The following is a 19,078-nucleotide window of genomic DNA, read 5'->3' on the forward strand; positions in this document are numbered from 1 at the left end:
CCCTCCTTGTTGAGAAGTAGATTACCATACTTTTTTATTAGTGGGATAGTTTCATCTTTATCTAAAAATTTCATTGTGTGTGAATACCTTGTGTCCACTGCTATCGTGTTCTAATTAATGTAAGTATCATTTTTGTCAATGCGTAAGGCATAGAATCATAAACTACTATTATGGTACTTAGTTGCAGGTGCTATACTGTATGAGAACAAGCTTCAATATCATTTAAGTTGTAAATGCTTTAGTGTTAGCTATAAATGAGGTAGTTAGAAGAACCTACCACACCAATGTTTACCTCAACCCAAAAATTTGAACTATAGACCTAGTGGATGGACTAAATGTCCGTTAAGCTATCAATAGTTTGCTTGCCAAAAAAATTAGACAGTTAGCGAATGATAATTTTATGGAAAAATGTTTAAATTTTGTATGGAAGATTCAATAAAACTCACAAATGTTTTTTTAGGCGATTTCTCGGTTAAACCTATTAAATCTTTAATGATAATATTGCTATGAATGCACATAGAGGATCTGCTGTGCTCAGTTCTGCAACTTTCAAAGTGCAACCATCTGCAACAGGACTGAGTGATAATCATCGCCTGCGGCTGTTTTCTGGCTCTGCCAATATACAACTATCTCAAGAAGTTGCTCGTTATGTGGGCATGGACTTGGGGCCAATGATTCGCAAAAGATTTGCGGATGGAGAACTTTACGTTCAAATCCAAGAATCGATTCGGGGTTGTGATGTCTATTTAATCCAGCCATGTTGTCAACCCGTGAACGATCATTTAATGGAATTATTGATTATGGTTGATGCCTGTCGTCGAGCTTCTGCGCGACAGGTGACGGCAGTAATTCCCTACTATGGCTATGCCCGTGCCGATCGCAAAACGGCAGGAAGAGAGTCAATAACCGCCAAGCTAGTTGCTAACTTGATCACTGAAGCAGGTGCTAACCGCGTTCTAGCAATGGATTTGCACTCAGCTCAAATTCAAGGCTATTTCGATATCCCCTTTGACCATGTTTACGGTTCGCCAGTATTGCTGGATTATCTAGCAAGCAAAGAACTGCCCGACCTTGTGGTTGTTTCCCCTGATGTTGGCGGTGTAGCGCGAGCCAGAGCATTTGCCAAAAAACTGAATGATGCCCCACTTGCGATTATTGACAAACGTCGTCAGGCACATAATGTTGCCGAAGTCTTAAATATTATCGGCGATGTTAAAGGCAAAACGGCAGTTTTAGTGGATGACATGATCGACACTGGAGGCACGATCGCAGAAGGAGCGCGATTACTGCGTGAAGAAGGAGCGCGTCAAGTATACGCCTGTGCAACTCATGCAGTGTTCTCTCCACCAGCGATAGAGCGTTTGTCCACTGGCTTGTTTGAGGAAGTCATTGTCACTAATACAATTCCCATACCAGAAAACAATCGTTTTCCACAATTAGTGGTGCTGTCAGTAGCTAATCTCTTAGGAGAAACTATCTGGCGGATTCATGAAGATACTTCAGTTAGTAGTATGTTCCGCTAGCCAGATACACAGACTATCATTCGTCTTACCAGCATAAATTACCCACACTGTCCTCTTGATCGGGTGCAGTGTGGGCTTTTAGTTATTACCTGTCTTTCTTTAAGAACCTGAACTTTGAAAACTAAATAATCCAACAAAAATGGAGCGCCATTTGCAGTAGTAAAATGGATGCAGCACTGCCAAATTAGAATAGTTTGATTCAGTTTGGACAATTTGGCTAAAGAGGACAAAAGGATGGTTACAACTCCTAAAAAAGTGATTTCAGTTTTACCTCTGGAAAATGGCGATCGCTTATCTCGCTCCGAATTTGAGCGTCGTTATCAGGCAATGCCGCATTTAAGAAAAGCTGAACTGGTTGAAGGAGTTGTATATATCATGGCATCGTCACTGAGAATTAAAAGTCATGGCGAACCACATGCAGACCTGATCGGGTGGTTGTGGAACTATAAAACGGCAACGCCTGGCGTTGTTATGGGAATTGAACCCACAGTGCGTTTAGATCCGGATAATGAACCACAGCCTGACGCGATACTATTCATTCCGGGCAGACAGGCATTGATTAGTGAAGATGATTATATCCAAGGCGCACCCGAACTGGTGATCGAAGTGGCAGCAAGCAGTGCAGCCATCGATTTACATGATAAAAAACGCTCCTATCGACGGAATGGAGTACAGGAGTATATTGTCTGGCGAACATTAGATAATCAGTTGGATTGGTTTAGGCTACAAGCAGATGAGTATGTTTCGCTACCAATTGATGACCAGGGAATTATTCGCAGTCAGGTGTTTCCGGGGTTGTGGTTGTCGGTAATCGCCTTACTCTCAGGAGAAATGGCAACGGTGTTATCTGTGTTACAAGCAGGTTTAACTGCCACAGAACATCAAGAATTTATGCAAAAGTTGAATGAGAATATGGAAAATAGGAAATAGATGTGTACTGAGTTTTTCAAAAATAAAATAGGAGTCTTATATCAATACTATGTAGGTTTTGCCTAAAAAATAATTTTGGTGTAGCAGTATTGACTCCCCACTTCCCCTGCCTTACCGATACAGCCAAACCCTTAGTAGTGAAAGCAGTTGCTCTGTATCTACAGGTTTGGTAATGTAGTCAGAGGCTCCAGCTTCGATGCACTTTTCGCGATCGCCTGGCATGGCTTTAGCAGTTAAAGCAATTATTGGTAATGAACGAAACTGTTGTTGCTGGCGGATGGCGCGGGTGGTTTCGTAACCGTCCATTTCCGGCATCATAATGTCCATCAAAACTATATTAATCTCAGAATTAGTTTGCAGCATTTCTATGCCATCTCTGCCGTTTTCGGCAAACAGCACTTGCATTTGATAGCTTTCTAAAAAGCTGGTGAGGGCAAAAATATTTCGTAGGTCATCATCCACAATCAAAATTGTCCGATTAGCCAGCACCGGATCATTTTGGTGTAGTTGCTCTAGCATTTGCCGCTTTGGTGGGGGCAAATTTGCTTGCACCCGATGCAAAAACAGGGCAGTTTCATCTAACAACCGCTCTGGCGATCGCACATTTTTAATGATAATTGTCTCTGCGAGTCCCCGCAGTTGCGTTTCTTCTTGTCGGCTGAGTTCTTTGCCGGTGTAAACAATGATCGGCAGTTTTAAAAGCCTGGGTTCTTGCTTTATTTGCTCAATTAGTGTAAAACCGCTCATATCGGGCAGGCCGAGATCCAGCACCATACAATCAAAGTGATGCGATCGCAAAATCGAGAGGGCTTCTGCCCCTGTACCCACTGCTGTACTCTGAACATCACTATTACCGATCAGTTCGATAATACTTTGGGCTTGTACGGGGTCATCTTCTACGATGAGGAGATTTTTTACCTGACGCTCAATAAAGCCTTTAATCTCAGTTAAGACCTGAGTTAGCGCTTCTGGAGAGACAGGTTTTTGTAGATAGGTAATTGCTCCTAGCTGTAATCCCCGTTGCTGTCTTTCATCAACAGAAAGTATATGTACCGGTATGTGTCTAGTATCTGGCTTATGCTTCAGACGATCTAGCACCGTCCACCCATCCATTTCTGGCATGTGGATATCTAGCATAATTGCATCGGGCTTAAACTGTTGCGCTAGTGCTAAACCTTGTTTGCTCTGTAAGGCAACAATGGTTTTAAAGCCCTGCTCACGGGCCATATCTAGTAAGATGCGGGCAAATTTATCATCATCTTCGATAATTAGCAAAATGCGATCGCCCGGTTGAATGATTTCCCGGTCATCTGGGATATCGTTGGGTAAGCTGGGAAGCACTTTCGCGGATGGAGAGATGTCTACAGTTGTGGGTCTGTTTTCGACTATTGGCACTTCTTTTATGAGCGACGCTCCACGGAGCTTGCTTCCTCCTACTGGTACGGAGACAGTGACTTGAGGAGGTGGTGGAGTGAGAGTATTTTTATCATTCCCTTCATGTCGTCTGGGCAAGTAGAGGGTGAAGGTGCTTCCCTGCCCTGGTTGGCTGATTAGTTCAATTCTCCCGCCCAACAGTTGAGCCAGTTCACGGCTGATAGACAAGCCCAAGCCAGTTCCCCCGTACTTGCGGCTGGTTGTGCCATCTGCTTGCTGAAATGCCTCGAAAATAATCTTCTGCTTCTCGTCTGAAATGCCTATGCCCGTATCGCTAACTGCAAAAGCAATCATGGGATTATCAACTTCAACTGCCTCAGTTGCTATGCCAATTTGTAACTCCACCCCTCCCTGTTCAGTAAACTTAAAGGCGTTAGCTAGGAGATTTTTCAACACTTGTTGCAGACGTTTGGAGTCGTTATAAATTGTCAGTGGTAATTTTTCATCTCGTTTAATAGTAAAGCTGAGTTCTTTATTATGGGCAACTTGCCGGAAAGTCTGCTCTAGAGATGTCTCCAAATCTGCAAGAGCAATTTGCTCAATATCGAGCGACATAGTACCCGACTCAATTTTTGCCAAATCTAGAATGTCATTGATCAACTCCAGCAAATCAGTTCCAGCTGAGTAAATGGTCCGGCTGTATTCTACCTGTTTGTCGGTCAAGTTGTTAAGAGAGTTATCTGCTAGCAGCCTTGCTAAAATTAACAGGCTATTTAGCGGTGTCCGTAACTCGTGGGACATATTCGCGAGAAATTCTGACTTATATTTGGAAGACAACGCCAGTTGTTCAGCTTTTTCTTCAAAAGACTGCCTCGCCTGCTCAACTTCTTGGTTCTTGCGGGCAACTTCCCGATTTTGAACTTCTAACAATTCTGCCTTTTCTTCTAGCTCCTCATTTAATTGTTGTAGTTCCTCGTTAGACTGCTTGACAAGAAATTGTGATTCCTCCAACTCTTGCGCCTGTTCTTCCAGGCGTTGATTGCTTTGCTGTAGTTCTTCTTGCTGGTTTTGCAGTTCTTCTGTTAAAGCAACAGACTCTTCAAGTAGTCGCTGAGTTTGCAATTGTGAGGCGATGTTATTTAAAAATACACCCAGAATTTCACTCAATTGCTCTAAAAATGTCAGGTGCAGATGGCTGAAAGGCCCAAATGATGCCAGTTCAATTACAGCACTCACCTGCGTCTCAAACAGTATAGGCAAAACAATAATAGTTAGCGGTGGAGATTCTCCCAAACCGGAACTGATACGGATATAGTCATTAGGAACTTCTGTTAGCAGGATTCGTTGTTTTTCTAAAGCGCATTGTCCCACTAATCCCTCACCCAAACGAAACTGATTTGCCAGATTTTTTCGCTCTTTGTAAGCATAACTACTCAATAGTTTCAATACAGGCTCGTTGTCTATTAAGTCCATGAAATAAAAAACGCCCTGCGATGCCCCAACCAGTGGTGCTAAATTTGACAAAATTAAACGAGACGCAGTTTCTAGATTTCGATGCCCTTGGAGCATCTGGGTAAATTCAGCTAAGTTAGACTTTAGCCAATTTTGCTCGTCATTTTTTTGATTTGTGTTTCGCAGATTAACGATCATCTGGTTGAAGGTGCGTGTCAACACACCAATTTCATCCTGGCGATCGCTATCTGGTAAACTCATCAATAAATCCCCATCCGCCATTTTTTCTGCCAAATCAGAAACTTGCCTTAGAGGAACGGAAATATGTCTGGTCAAGACGTATCCGATCAAAGCTAAGATTAAAGAAAATAAAGGAATACTATATACAATGCTGGCGATCGTTTTTTGAGCAGCTACTTGCGCTTTTTGAGAGCGTTGTTTCAGCAGTGCATTCTCCTCATTCTTCATCGCCTGGATAACTTTGCGGATCTCAGCCATCAGCTGCTTGCCTCGGTCTGTCAGAACAACCTTCTGGGCAGCATCAAAACTTTGGTTCTGACGCAAGTCAATGGTTTCTTTGAGTTCAGCCAGCTTTTGATCGATTAGTGACTGTAAAATATCAAGCCGACTCTGTTGCTTGGGGTTATCTGCTGTTAACCTCTGAAGTTCATTAACTTTTTGATTCAGTACTTGAATGGCATCGTTATAAGGTTCTAAATAACGTTGTTCTCCAGTAAGAATGTAACCACGCTGGCCAGTTTCAGCATTTGTCACTTGCAAGTTGAGGTCTTCAAGCTGACTTAACACCTGGTAGGTATGGCTTTCTTGGCGCGAAGTTTCAATTAGCTCATTGGTGCTTTGGTAAGAGATTAGACCAATAGTGGTCAGAGTTGCCAAACTCAGGGCAAAACTAATTCCAATTTTTGTTCCAATCTTCAAACTTTTCAACATTATTCCAGGCAGATATTCCAATAATTTATATTTTTGGCACTATTCGGATTATGTTTTAGCTTACAGTTAGGCATAAAACAGTGGGGTATGGCATTTATAATGCAATACGCTTGGGTTAATGATTTTTGGTATTGATTTTAGGTATGTAGAGACTAACAATTGCAACGTCTCTTGCATTGAATTTGGGGCTTAACTGAAATGTATTGATTTATAATAGTTAAATGAAATATAAAATTCACCCTACCTCCAGATTTCCTCTCCTTAGTAAGGAGAGGAATTGATGGTGAGGTTTTATCTTATGTTTAATTACGCTTACCTACTTAATTGTTAGTTATTTAAAACAGTATTTATTTTGGTGTAAACTCAAGTTTGTAGAAGGGAACTTATTATATTTAGATGATTATGTCATTTTTAGGAAAAATAATATAATATATTTTCCTAAAAATTATCGAGAATATGTACAATCCCAACATGGTGTCAAATCTCTTTAAATTAACTTTGACGTTTAAGTAACGCTCATCGGGGAGCCTTTTTAAAGAGAATCAAGTATTAACCCAAGTTTATTGCCTAAGAACCTGGCGATCGCTTCTATTCACATTAACTACAGATGGGCTATAGATGCAAAACTTTTCAATGTTATGATTTTCTAAAATAGCTCTTGCACCTGCCATGTAGATGTCAGTACTATTTAGCATTAATAAGTAATTGCCAATGGTCACTTGATGTTCATAATATCTAGCTAGATCCTCAGGAATTCCTAAAGTAGTATAGTTGTTTTTGGAACTGCTAATATCTACCTCAGTAATACCATTTAGTGTATTTGTATCCTTAGCGAGTACCGAGACTTGAGCCATAGGAAAGCCAGCGATTTTTAGTTCAGTGAGTGCTTTTTCTGTGTCTTGTCGTGTAGAAAAAACACCAACTGCATTTTTATAGCGGCTATTTGGGGTCAAGTATGGATCATAAATGCTCCACTGTTGAATATCACGGCGATTAAAAATCCTTTTGGCAAGACGAATCTCTATATCTATGCCGTTTACTATCACCAAATAGTAACCTTTGCAAACTAGATCGCTGTAACCCTGTCCTTGCTCTTTAGGAATTCCTAAACCTAGCAGTACACCATGCAAATCACCTGCGCTTGCATTGATCGAATCACCCGTTAAAGTGGCAGCGATCGCAGTTGCTTCTGCTCCGGCTAGAATGACTCGTCCTATACCAGGAATTATCCAGAGGACTAAACCCACTAGTAAGGCAGTAACATCACCTAAAGTACCACTTGTAAAAGCTTCAGTACCTTCTGAGGATATATTATTGCTAGTGCGAACTTTATCTTCAACACTAGCAATATCGCTTTCTTCTATATTCCGTGCAATTATAGAAACTTTGTGCATGGGAAAATTAGAAGCTTTTAGTTCCTGAACTACCAATTGTATATCGGAACATATAGCGAAAACTCCTATAGTTGTTCGCTCTTTTTCTAATGTCATTTTATCGGTTTATTGCAGCTTTAAGCAATTCCCAAGAGAGTTAGCTGATATCAGGTAATTACACAGCTCGGCGAGTCAGTAAACCCCAAAGGAAAATTAGTAGCATAGCACCAAGAACAGCAAATAAAATGCTTCCAAGGGAGAACGCTCCAGCAGATGCGGCGGCTGCCGAACCACTTCCCAGTAAGGTTTGACCCAAATAACCCCCAACTACTGCTCCAAGTATTCCTAATACAATGGTGGAGACAATACCGCCACCTTGGGTTCCTGGATAAAATAACTTAGCTAACGCACCTGCAATTAAACCCAAAACCAACCAAGCAATAATGTTACCCATTGAATTTCTCCTTCCTTGAGAATCTTATTTGTTTGCTTTTGACTATTTCATATTAAATTTTTCCTGCCAAATTCTTGATCTATCTAGAGAACTAATATCAAAAATCTTTAGATATCATTTGAATATTCACCAGGTTGTCTTTAAGGATGAGTATATAAAGAATATATAAAGTTAGTATTTGACTCTAAGTTACGGTTGGTTGTGCATAACTTAGAGTCGGGAACATCACTTTTGCAAATATTGTGATTCTACAAAAGTGGTACTAGTACATCACGGCGTAAATAAATATACCATTTCAAATGGTGCAAGAAGCTCGGAATACAATTATTATGCGTAACTTTTGACTTTTGACTTCCCGGTAGGGGTTAATTTCCGCCTTGCGGTACTAGTTGCTCACAACTCAGGAGTGAGGACTATAGAAAGAGCTAGTTGATAAAGTTGGCGACGGGGAAGGGAGGTAAATTTTGCTAACTGACGGCTAGCTTGCGATCGCGATATCCCCTGACTAATTAACTCTTTCAATTCGGCTTTCAGTTCCTCTTCTGTGAGTTGGGGCTGACTAGGTGGAATTCCTGCCACTACTAATGTATATTCACCTTGGGGTTCTCGTTGGCTGTAGTGAGCGATCGCCTCGGCAATTGTCCCCCGCCAAAATTCTTCATACAATTTAGTTAACTCGCGCCCCAGCACAATTTGGCGATCACTTCCCCAAACCTCTCCTAAGTCTTGTAAAGTATCTCGCAAACGATGCGGCGATTCGTAGAAAATCAATGTGCGAGATTCTAATTGCAGAGATTCTAAATGTTCTTGTCTCTGTTGAGTTTTCGCCGGAAGAAAGCCTTCAAAGACAAACCGATCCGTTGGTAATCCAGATGCACTCAATGCCGTAATTGCTGCACTAGCGCCAGGAATGGCAACTACTGCAATTCCCGCCTCAATGCAGGCTTTCACCAGTTCATATCCAGGATCGGAAATTCCTGGCATTCCAGCATCACTCACCAGAGCGATCGCTTTATTGTTAACTAAATGCTCTAATAATTCTGGGATGCGGCTGGTACGATTATGTTCGTGGTAACTCACCTGGGGAGTCTTAACTTGAAAATGTTGTAATAGTTTCCCTGTGTGACGGGTATCTTCCGCAGCAATGATATCTACAGTCTGTAAAATTCGCACCGCCCGAAAGGTTATATCTTCTAGATTGCCAATTGGTGTGCCGACAACGTAAAGTGTTCCTGGTTTTGGATCGGTTTGCATGAGTAAGAGTTAGGAGTTAATCAATTTTGGATTTTAGATTTTAGATTTTTATTTCAATTTAAAATCCAAAATTCAAAATATAGAATTGGCAGAGTTAGGAGTTATGACAAATAATTTATCTACTTATACGAAAATATATGACAAATGGATAATCTAAAATCCAAAATCGCTCGACTGAGCGTAGCCGAAGTCCAAAATCTAAAATCGGATCGTGGGTTATTTGTAGGTTTAGTAACCTTAGATTTGATTTACCTTGCTAACTCTGCCCCTAAGAATAATCAGAAGATTGTCGCTACTGACTATACTGTGGCAGCAGGGGGGCCAGCTACAAACGCGGCTGTGACTTTCAGCCATTTAGGAAATCAGGCTACAGTCTTGGGTGTAGTGGGTTCTCACCCCATGACGCAGCTAATTCGGGGTGATTTGGCAAATTACAAAGTTGCGATCGCAGACCTTGAGCCTACCACTGATTTAGCACCGCCTGTCTCCTCAATCATTGTCACCCAAGCTACGGGTGAACCAGCTGTAGTTTCCATCAATGCTGTCAAAACTCAAGCCAACAGCGCATCTATCCCGCAAGATATTTTGCAAAATGTCGATATAGTACTGATTGATGGACATCAAATGGCGGTTAGTTATGCCATAGCCCAAATGGCTAAAGTCAAGAATATTCCAGTAGTAATTGATGGTGGGAGTTGGAAGCCTGGATTTGAAGAAGTTTTGCCTTTTGTAAATTACGCCATCTGTTCGGCTAATTTTTATCCCCCTAACTGCCAGACTGGAGAAGACGTTTTTACCTATCTGGGAGGATTTGACATTCCTCACATCGCCATTACCCACGGACAAAAACCAATTGAATACTTGAGTTGCACCAAAACTGGTATCGTAGATGTGCCACCAATTCAAGCAATTGATACATTAGGGGCTGGAGATATTTTCCACGGTGCTTTTTGTAATTACATTTTAAAGGAAAGCTTTACTGATGCACTGGCACTGGCAGCTAATATTGCTGCTGATTCCTGTAAATTTTTTGGCACTCGGCGCTGGATGGATTTAAAGTGCTGAGTAGTCAAGTTAATAAGGCCAAATTTAATGAAAGACTTAAAAGAAATATTAGTGATCGCTCGTGAGGTAGGTTGGGGTGCAGCAGATATACTGCGATCATATTATCATGGGACTACAAAAGATCCTAATTTAGATGTACAATATAAACAAAATGAACCTGTTACCGTTGCCGATGTAGCTGTGAGTCAATACATTTTGCAGAGACTACAAGCAACTTTGGGTAATGAAGATTTTGCTTATATTAGTGAAGAAACCTATCAATCTCCAAGTGGTGTAGCACAGCCATCCCCACCTTGGGTATGGATAATTGACCCTTTGGATGGCACACGAGACTTTATCGAAAAAACTGGAGACTATGCAGTTCATATTGCTTTGGTCAAGGAAACACGCCCAGTTTTGGCAGTGGTGGCAATCCCAGAGGCTAAAAAGTTATATTGCGCTATCAAAGGCGGGGGTACATTTGTAGAAACTCGTGATGGTTCTGTTCCTTTACAAGTGTCGTCAGACAAACAAATTGAGGATTTAACTTTAGTCGTTAGTCGCTCTCACCGCAACCAACGCTTAGATCACTTACTACAAAACTTACCCTGTCAAAATCAGAAATCTGTGGGCAGTGTAGGTTGCAAAATCGCCACCATAGTCGAGCAACAGGCAGATATTTACATTTCCATTTCCGGCAAGTCTGCACCCAAAGATTGGGATATGGCAGCACCAGAATTGATTTTAACAGAGGCCGGTGGTAAATTTACCCACTTTGATGGCACTCCATTGCAGTACAACACTGGTGATATCAATCAATGGGGAGGTTTGCTGGCTAGTAACGGCGAATATCACGAGGTACTATGTAAAGAAGCAGAAAGGATTTTAGCTCAGTTTGAGCATAGCTAAATAGGGCATTTGAGGATGAATATTTTTTAATTTGCTTTTAACAGAGTTAGCCATGTTATGATTAGCCTGACTAACGATAATAATCTTTACCCCTTAGTCCACAGCATAATTTTCAAAACACTAAATAGCAGCGCGATCGCTAGTTGATTGCGGTTTCATGTTAAAAGTGTAACTTGTATAATACAAGTAACAAAGGCCAGTCAATGGAGAAGTCTACAGACCTGCACTTAAGGTTTGATTTGTGAATAAAATTCACAATAAGACGATATTCAAAGGCTGAAGCCTGTGTTAGACTCATGGATATAAAGATTATTTTCGGTTGAGTAACTCGTTTTGATTTCTAAAAAGTGTCTCTCCGAATTTAACTATCTACACTCCCTGAATTCGGAGATTTCTATGTCAATTTACGTCGGGAACCTGTCCTATCAGGTTACAGAAGAGGACCTAAAGCAGGCTTTTACAGAATACGGAACAGTAAATCGTGTTCAACTACCCACAGATCGGGAAACAGGCCGGCCGCGTGGGTTTGCTTTTGTGGAAATGGAATCAGACACGCAAGAACAAGCTGCCATTGATGCACTTGATGGTGCTGAGTGGATGGGACGTGATTTGAAAGTGAACAAAGCTAAACCTCGTGAGGAAAGAAGTAACTCCTCTCGTGGTAGCTGGGGTGGCGCTAATCCCCGCCGCAACAATAATCGCTACTAAGTCGATTCCTAAAAACTTCACATTTAGAATCTCCAGCAGATAAAGCTAAAGGCTTCACTCTGCTGGAATATTTTATTTTGTATATATTCTTGAACCATTCATCCACATTAAGGAGGAATGAGAATGACACAAGTAGTTTTAGGGGAGAATGAAGGTATTGAATTAGCCTTAAGAAGATTTAAGCGGGAAGTTTCTAAAGCAGGAATTTTCCAAGATATGAGAAAAAAGCTTCGCTTCGAGACGCCGATAGAAAAAGAGAAGCGTAAAGCAATTGCTAGGTACAAGCAACGTCGTAATCAACGTTCTCGCTTCAGTCAACAAGTCTAAGCAAATTTGTCCTTCGATTTGACATCCAGCCAGCATCTCTTCATTGTTGCCATACCTCCATTCAGCAACGCCTACCAATTCTTTGTAAACTTGCACTTAATAATTAATTCCTTGACTGATCTGTTGACTTTGCGTACTTTGCGGTTCGTTTAATAAATATTAAGTGTATATTTTCGGATAATTAGTATTAAGAGTTACAGAGGTAGATTTCTAATCTTGAGTTAAATTAATAGCCAAGCAGCTAAAACAGAGCAAATACCACGTTGCTTCAATGCCAACGCTTTGCTTAACTCTTTTGTATTCATAATCACATCTGCATTTAGCAGTAGTTTATTCCGGTTGAATAACTTAGGTATTACTGACCAATGCTAGAGGCAATATTGTTTCTAGCTTTTTAAGATTAATACTGATGAGATACTTTAAAAGGTTAAGTAAGTCTCTTCAATGCCATTCAGAAGTAAGCTTACTGCGATCTGAGCCACTTATAACAGGCTAATAATGCAGTGCTTCAGATAATGTCGGCAGCGATGTCTACGACGGGCTACGCCAACGTGTGGAATTGGATGGAAAAACTAGCCAAACTTAGGTTGTACTTCTGCTGTGGTGTTTTTTGGAGGAGTTTGTGAATCAGAAAATATCAAGAAGAGAGTTTGCCACGCTAGCAGGGTCAGGGGTGGTGGCGATCGCTTTAGGTAGCCCACTTCTGGCAAAGTCAGCAGAGGCTGTATCCACACCTGATGCTCAGATGAAAGCCGTGTTAGATGAACTTACCTCTTTTAACGCACCGCCCATTGAAAAGTTGTCGCCGATGAATGCTCGCAACAACCCAACTGTGGCAGATGCAGTTATGGGCGTGCTTGCCAAACGTCGCAAGCCTGCGGTTGAAATGGTCGGGGATGTCAACCATCAACTTATACCAGGGCCGGGGGGCGATCTTCTAGCGCGTATTTATCTGCCAAAGGGAAAGGGGCCCTTCCCTGTGCTGGTCTACTTCCACGGTGGTGGCTGGGTAATCGCCAATTTAGATACCTACGACTCATCGTGCCGCGCTTTGACTAATGCAGCTAACTGTATGGTTGTATCTGTCGCCTATCGCCAAGCCCCAGAACATAAGTTTCCCGCAGCGGCGGAAGATGCTTATGCTGCAACTCAATGGGTTATGGCGAATGCTGCCCGAATTAACGGCGACCCCAAGCGGGTTGCAGTTGGCGGCGAAAGCGCAGGTGGTAATTTGGCAGCTGTCACCTGCTTAATGGCGCGTGACAGAGGCGGCAAGATACCTGTGCATCAGATGCTAATCTACCCAGTTACCAATTACGCCTTTGACACACCCTCCTACCAGGAGAATGCCAACGCCAAGCCGCTTAATAAAGCGATGATGATTTGGTTCTGGAGCCAATATCTAAATAGTCAGTCTGACGGGAGTAATCCCTATGCTTCACCACTGCGAGCCGAAAACCTACGCGGTCTTCCACCTGCAACCGTAATTACGGCAGAAATTGACCCACTACGTAGTGAAGGAGAAGCCTACGCCAAGCGTTTGCGTGAGGCGGGTTCCTCTGTAAAGGCAATCAATTATAAAGGCGTGACTCATGAATTCTTTGGCACCGGAGCAGTGGTAGATAAAGGGAAGCAGGCGGTTAAGGAAGCAGCAGCCGGACTGCGCTCTGGATTTATGAGTAATACTAAATAAAGGCTAGTAAATCAGACAGCGCAAGTAGCTATTGCGATCGCGGTGGCAAGGATTAAACCAAATTGACACGCCACGCTAATTAATTGAACTGTTGAATAACACCTGAAGTATCTAATTATGAGTGAACACAATCCGATCAATGAGCAAAGCAAGCAGAAGGCTCTAGACTCCTCTCGTCAAGAAGCTGGGGAATATCTGACTACCAATCAGGGACTTCGGGTTAACAACACAAATGATTCGCTCAAAGCTGGTGAGCGTGGCCCCACATTGATAGAAGACTTTCACTTCCGCGAGAAGCTGGCACACTTTGACCGAGAACGCATTCCAGAGCGGGTGGTTCATGCGCGAGGAGCAGGTGTTCATGGGTACTTCCAGCCTTATGAATCCCTGGCAGAGTATACAAAGGCAAAATTTCTCCAAGATCCTTCTGTTAAAACTCCGATCTTCGTTCGATTTTCGACGGTTGTCGGGTTCCGGGGTTCAGCTGATACCGCCCGCGATGTGCGCGGATTTGCTGTCAGGTTCTACACTGAAGATGGCAACTACGATATAGTCGGCAACAATATTCCGGTGTTTTTTATCCAAGATGCCATCAAGTTTCCGGACTTGGTTCATGCTCTGAAACCCGAACCGCACAACGAGATACCCCAAGCGGGAACCGCTCATGATAACTTCTGGGACTTCATCTCGCTAATGCCGGAATCGATGCACATGATTATGTGGATACTGTCCGATCGCACCCTTCCCAGAAGCTACCGCATGATGCAAGGGTTTGGTATTCACACTTTCCGCTTTGTCAATGAACAAGGCAAAGCAAGGTTTGTGAAATTTCACTGGAAGCCGATTCTGGGCGTTCATTCAATAGTGTGGGATGAGGCGCAGAAAGCAGGCGGAAAAGACCCTGATTTTCATCGCCGCGATTTAGGGGACGCGATCGAAATGGGCGATTATCCGGAATTTGAACTTGGTGTACAGATTATCGAGGAAGAGGACGAATTTAAGTTTGATTTTGATATCCTTGATTCCACCAAGATCATTCCCGAAGAACTGGTTCCGGTGAAGCCAATCGGCAAAATGGTACTTAACCGCAACCCAGACAATTACTTTGCCGAAACCGAACAAGTTGCTTTTCAACCTGCCAATATTGTACCGGGCATCGACTTCTCAGATGACCCACTACTGCAAGGTCGGATCTTCTCCTACGCTGATACGCAAGTACACCGTTTGGGAAGCGCAAATTATACCGATTTACCAATTAACCGCCCTGTTTGTCCGTTCCATAATAACCAGCGGGACGGCTTTATGCAGCACAATATTCCGACTTCAAAGGTGAACTACTACCCCAATTCCCTCGGTAATGGTTGCCCAATGACGGCTCCGGAAAATCTCGGCGGCTTTGTCAGCTATCAAGAGCGGGTGGAAGGTCATAAAATCCGAGAACGCAGCCCCAGTTTCCAAGACCACTTCAGTCAGGCAACTTTATTCTGGAACAGTTTATCTGATCCTGAGAAAGAACACTTAGTCAAAGCCGCACATTTTGAGCTGGGCAAAGTCATGAACCTTGCAGTCAAAGAGCGGATGCTGGAGTTATTTAACTCTGTCGATCATCAGCTAGTAACCCGCATTGCTGAGGGACTGGGCTTACCTGCTCCTACAGAAGTCAAACCAAATCACGGGCAAAAGTCTCCGGCGCTCAGTATCCAAACTATGCTAGAGAAGATGCCAGAAAAAACGATTAAGAGTCGCCGGATTGCAATTCTAGCCACAGATGGTGTGAATGCTCATGAAATGATCGCAATCCAACAAGCACTCGAAGACGCAGGCGCTCATACTAAGGTGGTTGCAACTCATGGCGGTAAGATCAAAGGCGATGATGGTCAGCAGATCCCCGTTGAGATGACCTTTGAGACGAGTGCTTCTGTGATGTTTGATGCGGTGTATGTACCTGGTGGAGCGCAGAGTATCAAGATGCTCAAGCAACAGGGAGAAGCGATTCACTTTATCAACGAGGCATTTAAACACTGTAAAGCGATCGCCGCTACCAGCGAAGGCGTCGAACTACTATCGATAGCTAATCTTGAGGGCGTGAAGCTATCGCAAGATGGGGTGCGTTCTTCTGAAATGGGTGTGGTGACAAGTCATCAAGCCTCTGATTTAAAATCTGTGAGTAGTGATTTTATTCAAGCGATCGCGCAACATCGCCATTGGATGAGACATCAAAAGGAAATGGTGCCTGCATAGCCACTTACTTAACTTTGTGAACGGTAACTAATCCTAAATGGGACAGAAGCAGGGTAAACTTAACTTCTGTCCTTTTCATTTTTACAGCCGACAATATATATTCTCATTTAGAGAAGTTTATCGATATTAAGTCAAATAGCCGTGTGTTTAATGCACCGCTGTGCGATCGTACCTTATACCTCATTCCATAAAGAAGCGCTACAGTTTGTTGAGTTCCATTTGCGGAACTCGCAGCAATATAAATGTATTCTTCCTCTATACCCATAAGTATTGTAGATATCGTTAGTCTACAATCCTTGGCTCTGGATTTTCAAGAAAATGTTACGACTTTATCATTTATTACTAGGTTGTATTTTGCTGGTGTTAATACCAGTGGGAGCAAAATTTGTTCTTCCCCAATTTTCTGCACCCAAAGTAGTAAAATCCCCCGCCGTTGCGAAACTTCCTAACCCTAATGAGGGAAATATCTGGCAGAAAATACTGGGAAATACTGCTGCTCCAACTAACTGGCAAGTTGCTCCTTGTAAGGGAAATACGCCTTTATTGTGTGTCTCATCCAAAGGAGAACTTTTGGGTACAGTTGAGATTAACATTTACCCATTAGCAAACAATGAGGATTTCCAAAAGAAACTCATAGCAGCCGGGATTCCACCTGGTTCCCAAGTGGACTATCAAAGTTCCAAATACCAAACCCAGGTATTAGCAGCACTCAAGGCTTGGGTTGTAGACCACTACGCTGCTTTTGCCAAAGACCGTCAGGGTGAATATGGAAAAGAGATTACTTTCTTAACCTACCCACCCCAACCAGTACCCGTTGGTAAGCTTCAGGGAATCCGCTATGGTTTCGCCGGACTCAAGCAAAAAGGTGGAGTACAAGAGCAACATATCGGCCATGTTGCCTTTGATGGCAATAAACTTTACGTAATTACCACTGCCTTTGACCCAGGTTCGCAAACAGGTAAGTTTGACAAACTGGAAAACTTAGCTATTTTTCAACCTTACTTGTATGCGATCGCAGCAGATTTGCGTTTACCCTAATTGGTATGCGCTATTGGGCATGGGGCATTGGTTCTTCTTGCCCTGCTCCCCACTCCTAATCAACCTAAATCTCAGCCACCGCCCGTTCAATCAAGCGACGTGCTAGAGTTTGCGTGCCGGTGTGTTCATAATAATTAGTTGCTACATCCAGGAACGCTGCAAGGTAATCTAACTTGTTATCGGCAATATCGACAAAACTTTGCAAGTTGTGGACAACCTTTTGTGGGGTTAAATTATTCGCGCTGACAATACCACTCATCCAACCTTTAACTGAGTCAAAGCTTTCGCCGATAAAATTTAGTTTACTACCAGCATTGTTCCCTGGAATCACATCTTTAATATTTTGGAAAGTCGAGTTTTGTTCTAACTCGTGTGGATTTGTTTGATTAAGCCCAGATATTGCTTTGCTGATAAAGTCTGGGCCCAGAGGGATCAAACCATCAACGCAAACTAATGCCACCATGCGGATAAGCGACTCACCACTATACTCACCTAAAGAGGCGACAAAATCCCCAATACTATCTCCAGGAATGCCGTTAATTTGACAGAAGGCTACTAACTCAGCAACTAATTTTAATGTTAAATCGATGGTTTGGGCTTTATCAGGTTTAGGAGTGACAGAGTTTAAAAAACCCAATAAAGGAATTTTCTCACCAACTTTGTTAGCTAAAGCTGCTGCACCAAGTGCTTTATCTGTACCATCAACGGTTTGATATAACCACAAGGCTGTTTGGTATCCTTGGGATTTATCGTTAAATAAATAAATTGCTCGCTCACCAATTTGTTGAATTAAATCTTCGTCGTCTTCGCCAGTAACAGTCTTAATGGTATTGACAAAGCCAACGGTATTGTGCCACTGGCCAGGAGCAACAAAATCGAGGGAATTCAACATAGAAATGGTCAAGCCACCGGTTGGTAATTGATCAACTAAATCAACAATCGATTTGCTCACAAAAATCTCCTTATTTAGGTTTTGTTATCTGAATGTTTGTAGTGCAAATCATTTCAGTTTAGCCAGACCATTAAGATTAAACTTCTCTAGCCAATCTGTGCGATCGCTAGCTGTAAATGAAGAATCACGAGAAAGTGCTTTTACTTGGTATTTACCTACCAAAATTGCAGTTTGTGTCTTACCAACTTCTACTGCGGGATAACCGCCAATTTTTTTGGTACTCTTCGAGAACTTAGCTGCTGCACTAGGCGTGCTGGTGGTATCAGAAATAGACAGCAATGCTATCTCTTTACCGCCCTTTTTCAACTTCGCTTCTGCAAAGCCTTTTTTCTCTTGGGTATAGACGCGCTGGTAGCCATCGCCTGAATTAGGGAAAAGTTTATTAAACTGGCTACCCTGAGTTGCATTTTTAGCAACCGCAAGACCCTTTTTTTGTTGAGTGCTTTCTTTTTGCGCCTGGTCAAAACGTCCAGGTGCTTTTGGACTACAGGCTGTTGTCAGTAATAAAACTGACAGCAACAAAGCAGCTACTACCCTACGCCCACGGTGTAAAATCATTTCCTGGCTTCTCCTTATAGTTGAGCTTTGAGGCAATTATCTGCGCTGCTAGCAATTATTACCCGTAAAATTTACTTTTTGATAATTATTTCCTAAGTTCTGAACTATAGCACCTCAAAAAAATGTACCAATTAACCCAATGCAAAAACGCCCCCCCTTTTGGGAGAGCGTCTTTTACTTATAGATTAGATAAGCCTAAATAGCGTATCTCAGATTAGATTAACCGTTGATAGCAGGAGCGTTCATTGCCACAGGAGCAACATCACCAGCGGCCAAATCTAAGGGGAAGTTGTGAGC

At 42.5% G+C, this 19,078-nt stretch carries 15 protein-coding genes and 1 pseudogene; 9 read left to right on the forward strand and 7 right to left on the reverse strand.

All coding sequences use genetic code 11. From position 1 onward, the window contains the following. Positions 1 to 506: 506 nt before the first annotated feature. Together ACFE90_RS22440 and ACFE90_RS22445 are read left to right on the forward strand one after the other, a co-directional pair. Positions 507 to 1,523, forward strand: coding sequence for a ribose-phosphate pyrophosphokinase (locus tag ACFE90_RS22440; RefSeq protein WP_375504445.1), 1,017 nt, complete (start codon positions 507 to 509; stop codon positions 1,521 to 1,523). A 234-nt stretch (positions 1,524 to 1,757) separates the two neighbouring features. Next, positions 1,758 to 2,453, forward strand: coding sequence for a Uma2 family endonuclease (locus ACFE90_RS22445; RefSeq protein WP_375504447.1), 696 nt, complete (start codon positions 1,758 to 1,760; stop codon positions 2,451 to 2,453). 111 nt (positions 2,454 to 2,564) lie between these two features. Here ACFE90_RS22445 and ACFE90_RS22450 read toward each other — a convergent pair whose 3' ends face one another. The 4 genes from ACFE90_RS22450 to rsmI all read right to left on the reverse strand — a co-directional run bounded on the left by ACFE90_RS22450 (position 2,565) and on the right by rsmI (position 9,311). Beyond that, entirely contained in the window at positions 2,565 to 6,230 is a 3,666-nt protein-coding gene (locus tag ACFE90_RS22450) for a response regulator (protein ID WP_375504449.1), read from the reverse strand. 560 nt (positions 6,231 to 6,790) lie between these two features. Continuing rightward, positions 6,791 to 7,720, reverse strand: coding sequence for a hypothetical protein (locus ACFE90_RS22455; protein ID WP_375504451.1), 930 nt, complete (start codon positions 7,718 to 7,720; stop codon positions 6,791 to 6,793). Positions 7,721 to 7,778: 58 nt separating this feature from the next. Then, positions 7,779 to 8,057, reverse strand: a complete 279-nt coding sequence (locus ACFE90_RS22460; protein WP_375504453.1) for a GlsB/YeaQ/YmgE family stress response membrane protein — start codon at positions 8,055 to 8,057, stop codon at positions 7,779 to 7,781. A 393-nt stretch (positions 8,058 to 8,450) separates the two neighbouring features. Beyond that, positions 8,451 to 9,311: a 16S rRNA (cytidine(1402)-2'-O)-methyltransferase gene (gene rsmI, locus ACFE90_RS22465; RefSeq protein WP_375504455.1), complete on the reverse strand. Its 861-nt coding sequence runs from the start codon at positions 9,309 to 9,311 to the stop codon at positions 8,451 to 8,453. A gap of 144 nt (positions 9,312 to 9,455) precedes the next feature. On the opposite strand from rsmI, the gene ACFE90_RS22470 reads away from it, so the two are divergent. The 7 genes from ACFE90_RS22470 (at position 9,456) to ACFE90_RS22500 (ending at position 17,271) form a co-directional block, all read left to right on the forward strand. Next, entirely contained in the window at positions 9,456 to 10,376 is a 921-nt protein-coding gene (locus ACFE90_RS22470) for a sugar kinase (protein ID WP_375504457.1), read from the forward strand. Positions 10,377 to 10,403: 27 nt separating this feature from the next. Continuing rightward, positions 10,404 to 11,264: a 3'(2'),5'-bisphosphate nucleotidase CysQ gene (locus tag ACFE90_RS22475; protein ID WP_375504460.1), complete on the forward strand. Its 861-nt coding sequence runs from the start codon at positions 10,404 to 10,406 to the stop codon at positions 11,262 to 11,264. A gap of 396 nt (positions 11,265 to 11,660) precedes the next feature. Next, on the forward strand, positions 11,661 to 11,972 hold the full coding sequence (locus ACFE90_RS22480; protein WP_375504462.1) for an RNA recognition motif domain-containing protein: 312 nt from the start codon (positions 11,661 to 11,663) through the stop codon (positions 11,970 to 11,972). Positions 11,973 to 12,095: 123 nt separating this feature from the next. Beyond that, complete coding sequence (rpsU, locus tag ACFE90_RS22485; RefSeq protein ID WP_375504464.1) at positions 12,096 to 12,299, forward strand: 30S ribosomal protein S21; 204 nt, start codon at positions 12,096 to 12,098, stop codon at positions 12,297 to 12,299. Positions 12,300 to 12,921: 622 nt separating this feature from the next. Further along, entirely contained in the window at positions 12,922 to 13,992 is a 1,071-nt protein-coding gene (locus ACFE90_RS22490; protein ID WP_375504466.1) for an alpha/beta hydrolase, read from the forward strand. 117 nt (positions 13,993 to 14,109) lie between these two features. Next, entirely contained in the window at positions 14,110 to 16,233 is a 2,124-nt protein-coding gene (locus ACFE90_RS22495) for a catalase (protein WP_375504468.1), read from the forward strand. A gap of 318 nt (positions 16,234 to 16,551) precedes the next feature. Then, the gene (locus tag ACFE90_RS22500; protein WP_375504470.1) at positions 16,552 to 17,271 is read left to right on the forward strand and encodes a hypothetical protein; all 720 of its coding nucleotides are present in this window, start codon (positions 16,552 to 16,554) and stop codon (positions 17,269 to 17,271) included. Positions 17,272 to 17,335: 64 nt separating this feature from the next. On the opposite strand, the gene ACFE90_RS22505 is transcribed toward ACFE90_RS22500, so the two are convergent. The 3 genes and pseudogenes from ACFE90_RS22505 to ACFE90_RS22515 all read right to left on the reverse strand — a co-directional run. Continuing rightward, positions 17,336 to 18,223, reverse strand: a complete 888-nt coding sequence (locus ACFE90_RS22505) for a hypothetical protein (protein WP_375504472.1) — start codon at positions 18,221 to 18,223, stop codon at positions 17,336 to 17,338. 48 nt (positions 18,224 to 18,271) lie between these two features. Next, a complete protein-coding gene (locus tag ACFE90_RS22510; RefSeq protein ID WP_375504474.1) occupies positions 18,272 to 18,781 on the reverse strand; it encodes a hypothetical protein in 510 nt (169 codons plus the stop codon). A 219-nt stretch (positions 18,782 to 19,000) separates the two neighbouring features. Continuing rightward, a pseudogene (locus ACFE90_RS22515) lies at positions 19,001 to 19,078 on the reverse strand (photosystem II protein D1); the annotation flags it as partial.

The organism is uncultured Nostoc sp., assembly GCF_964245445.1.
Lineage (GTDB): Bacteria > Cyanobacteriota > Cyanobacteriia > Cyanobacteriales > Nostocaceae > Nostoc.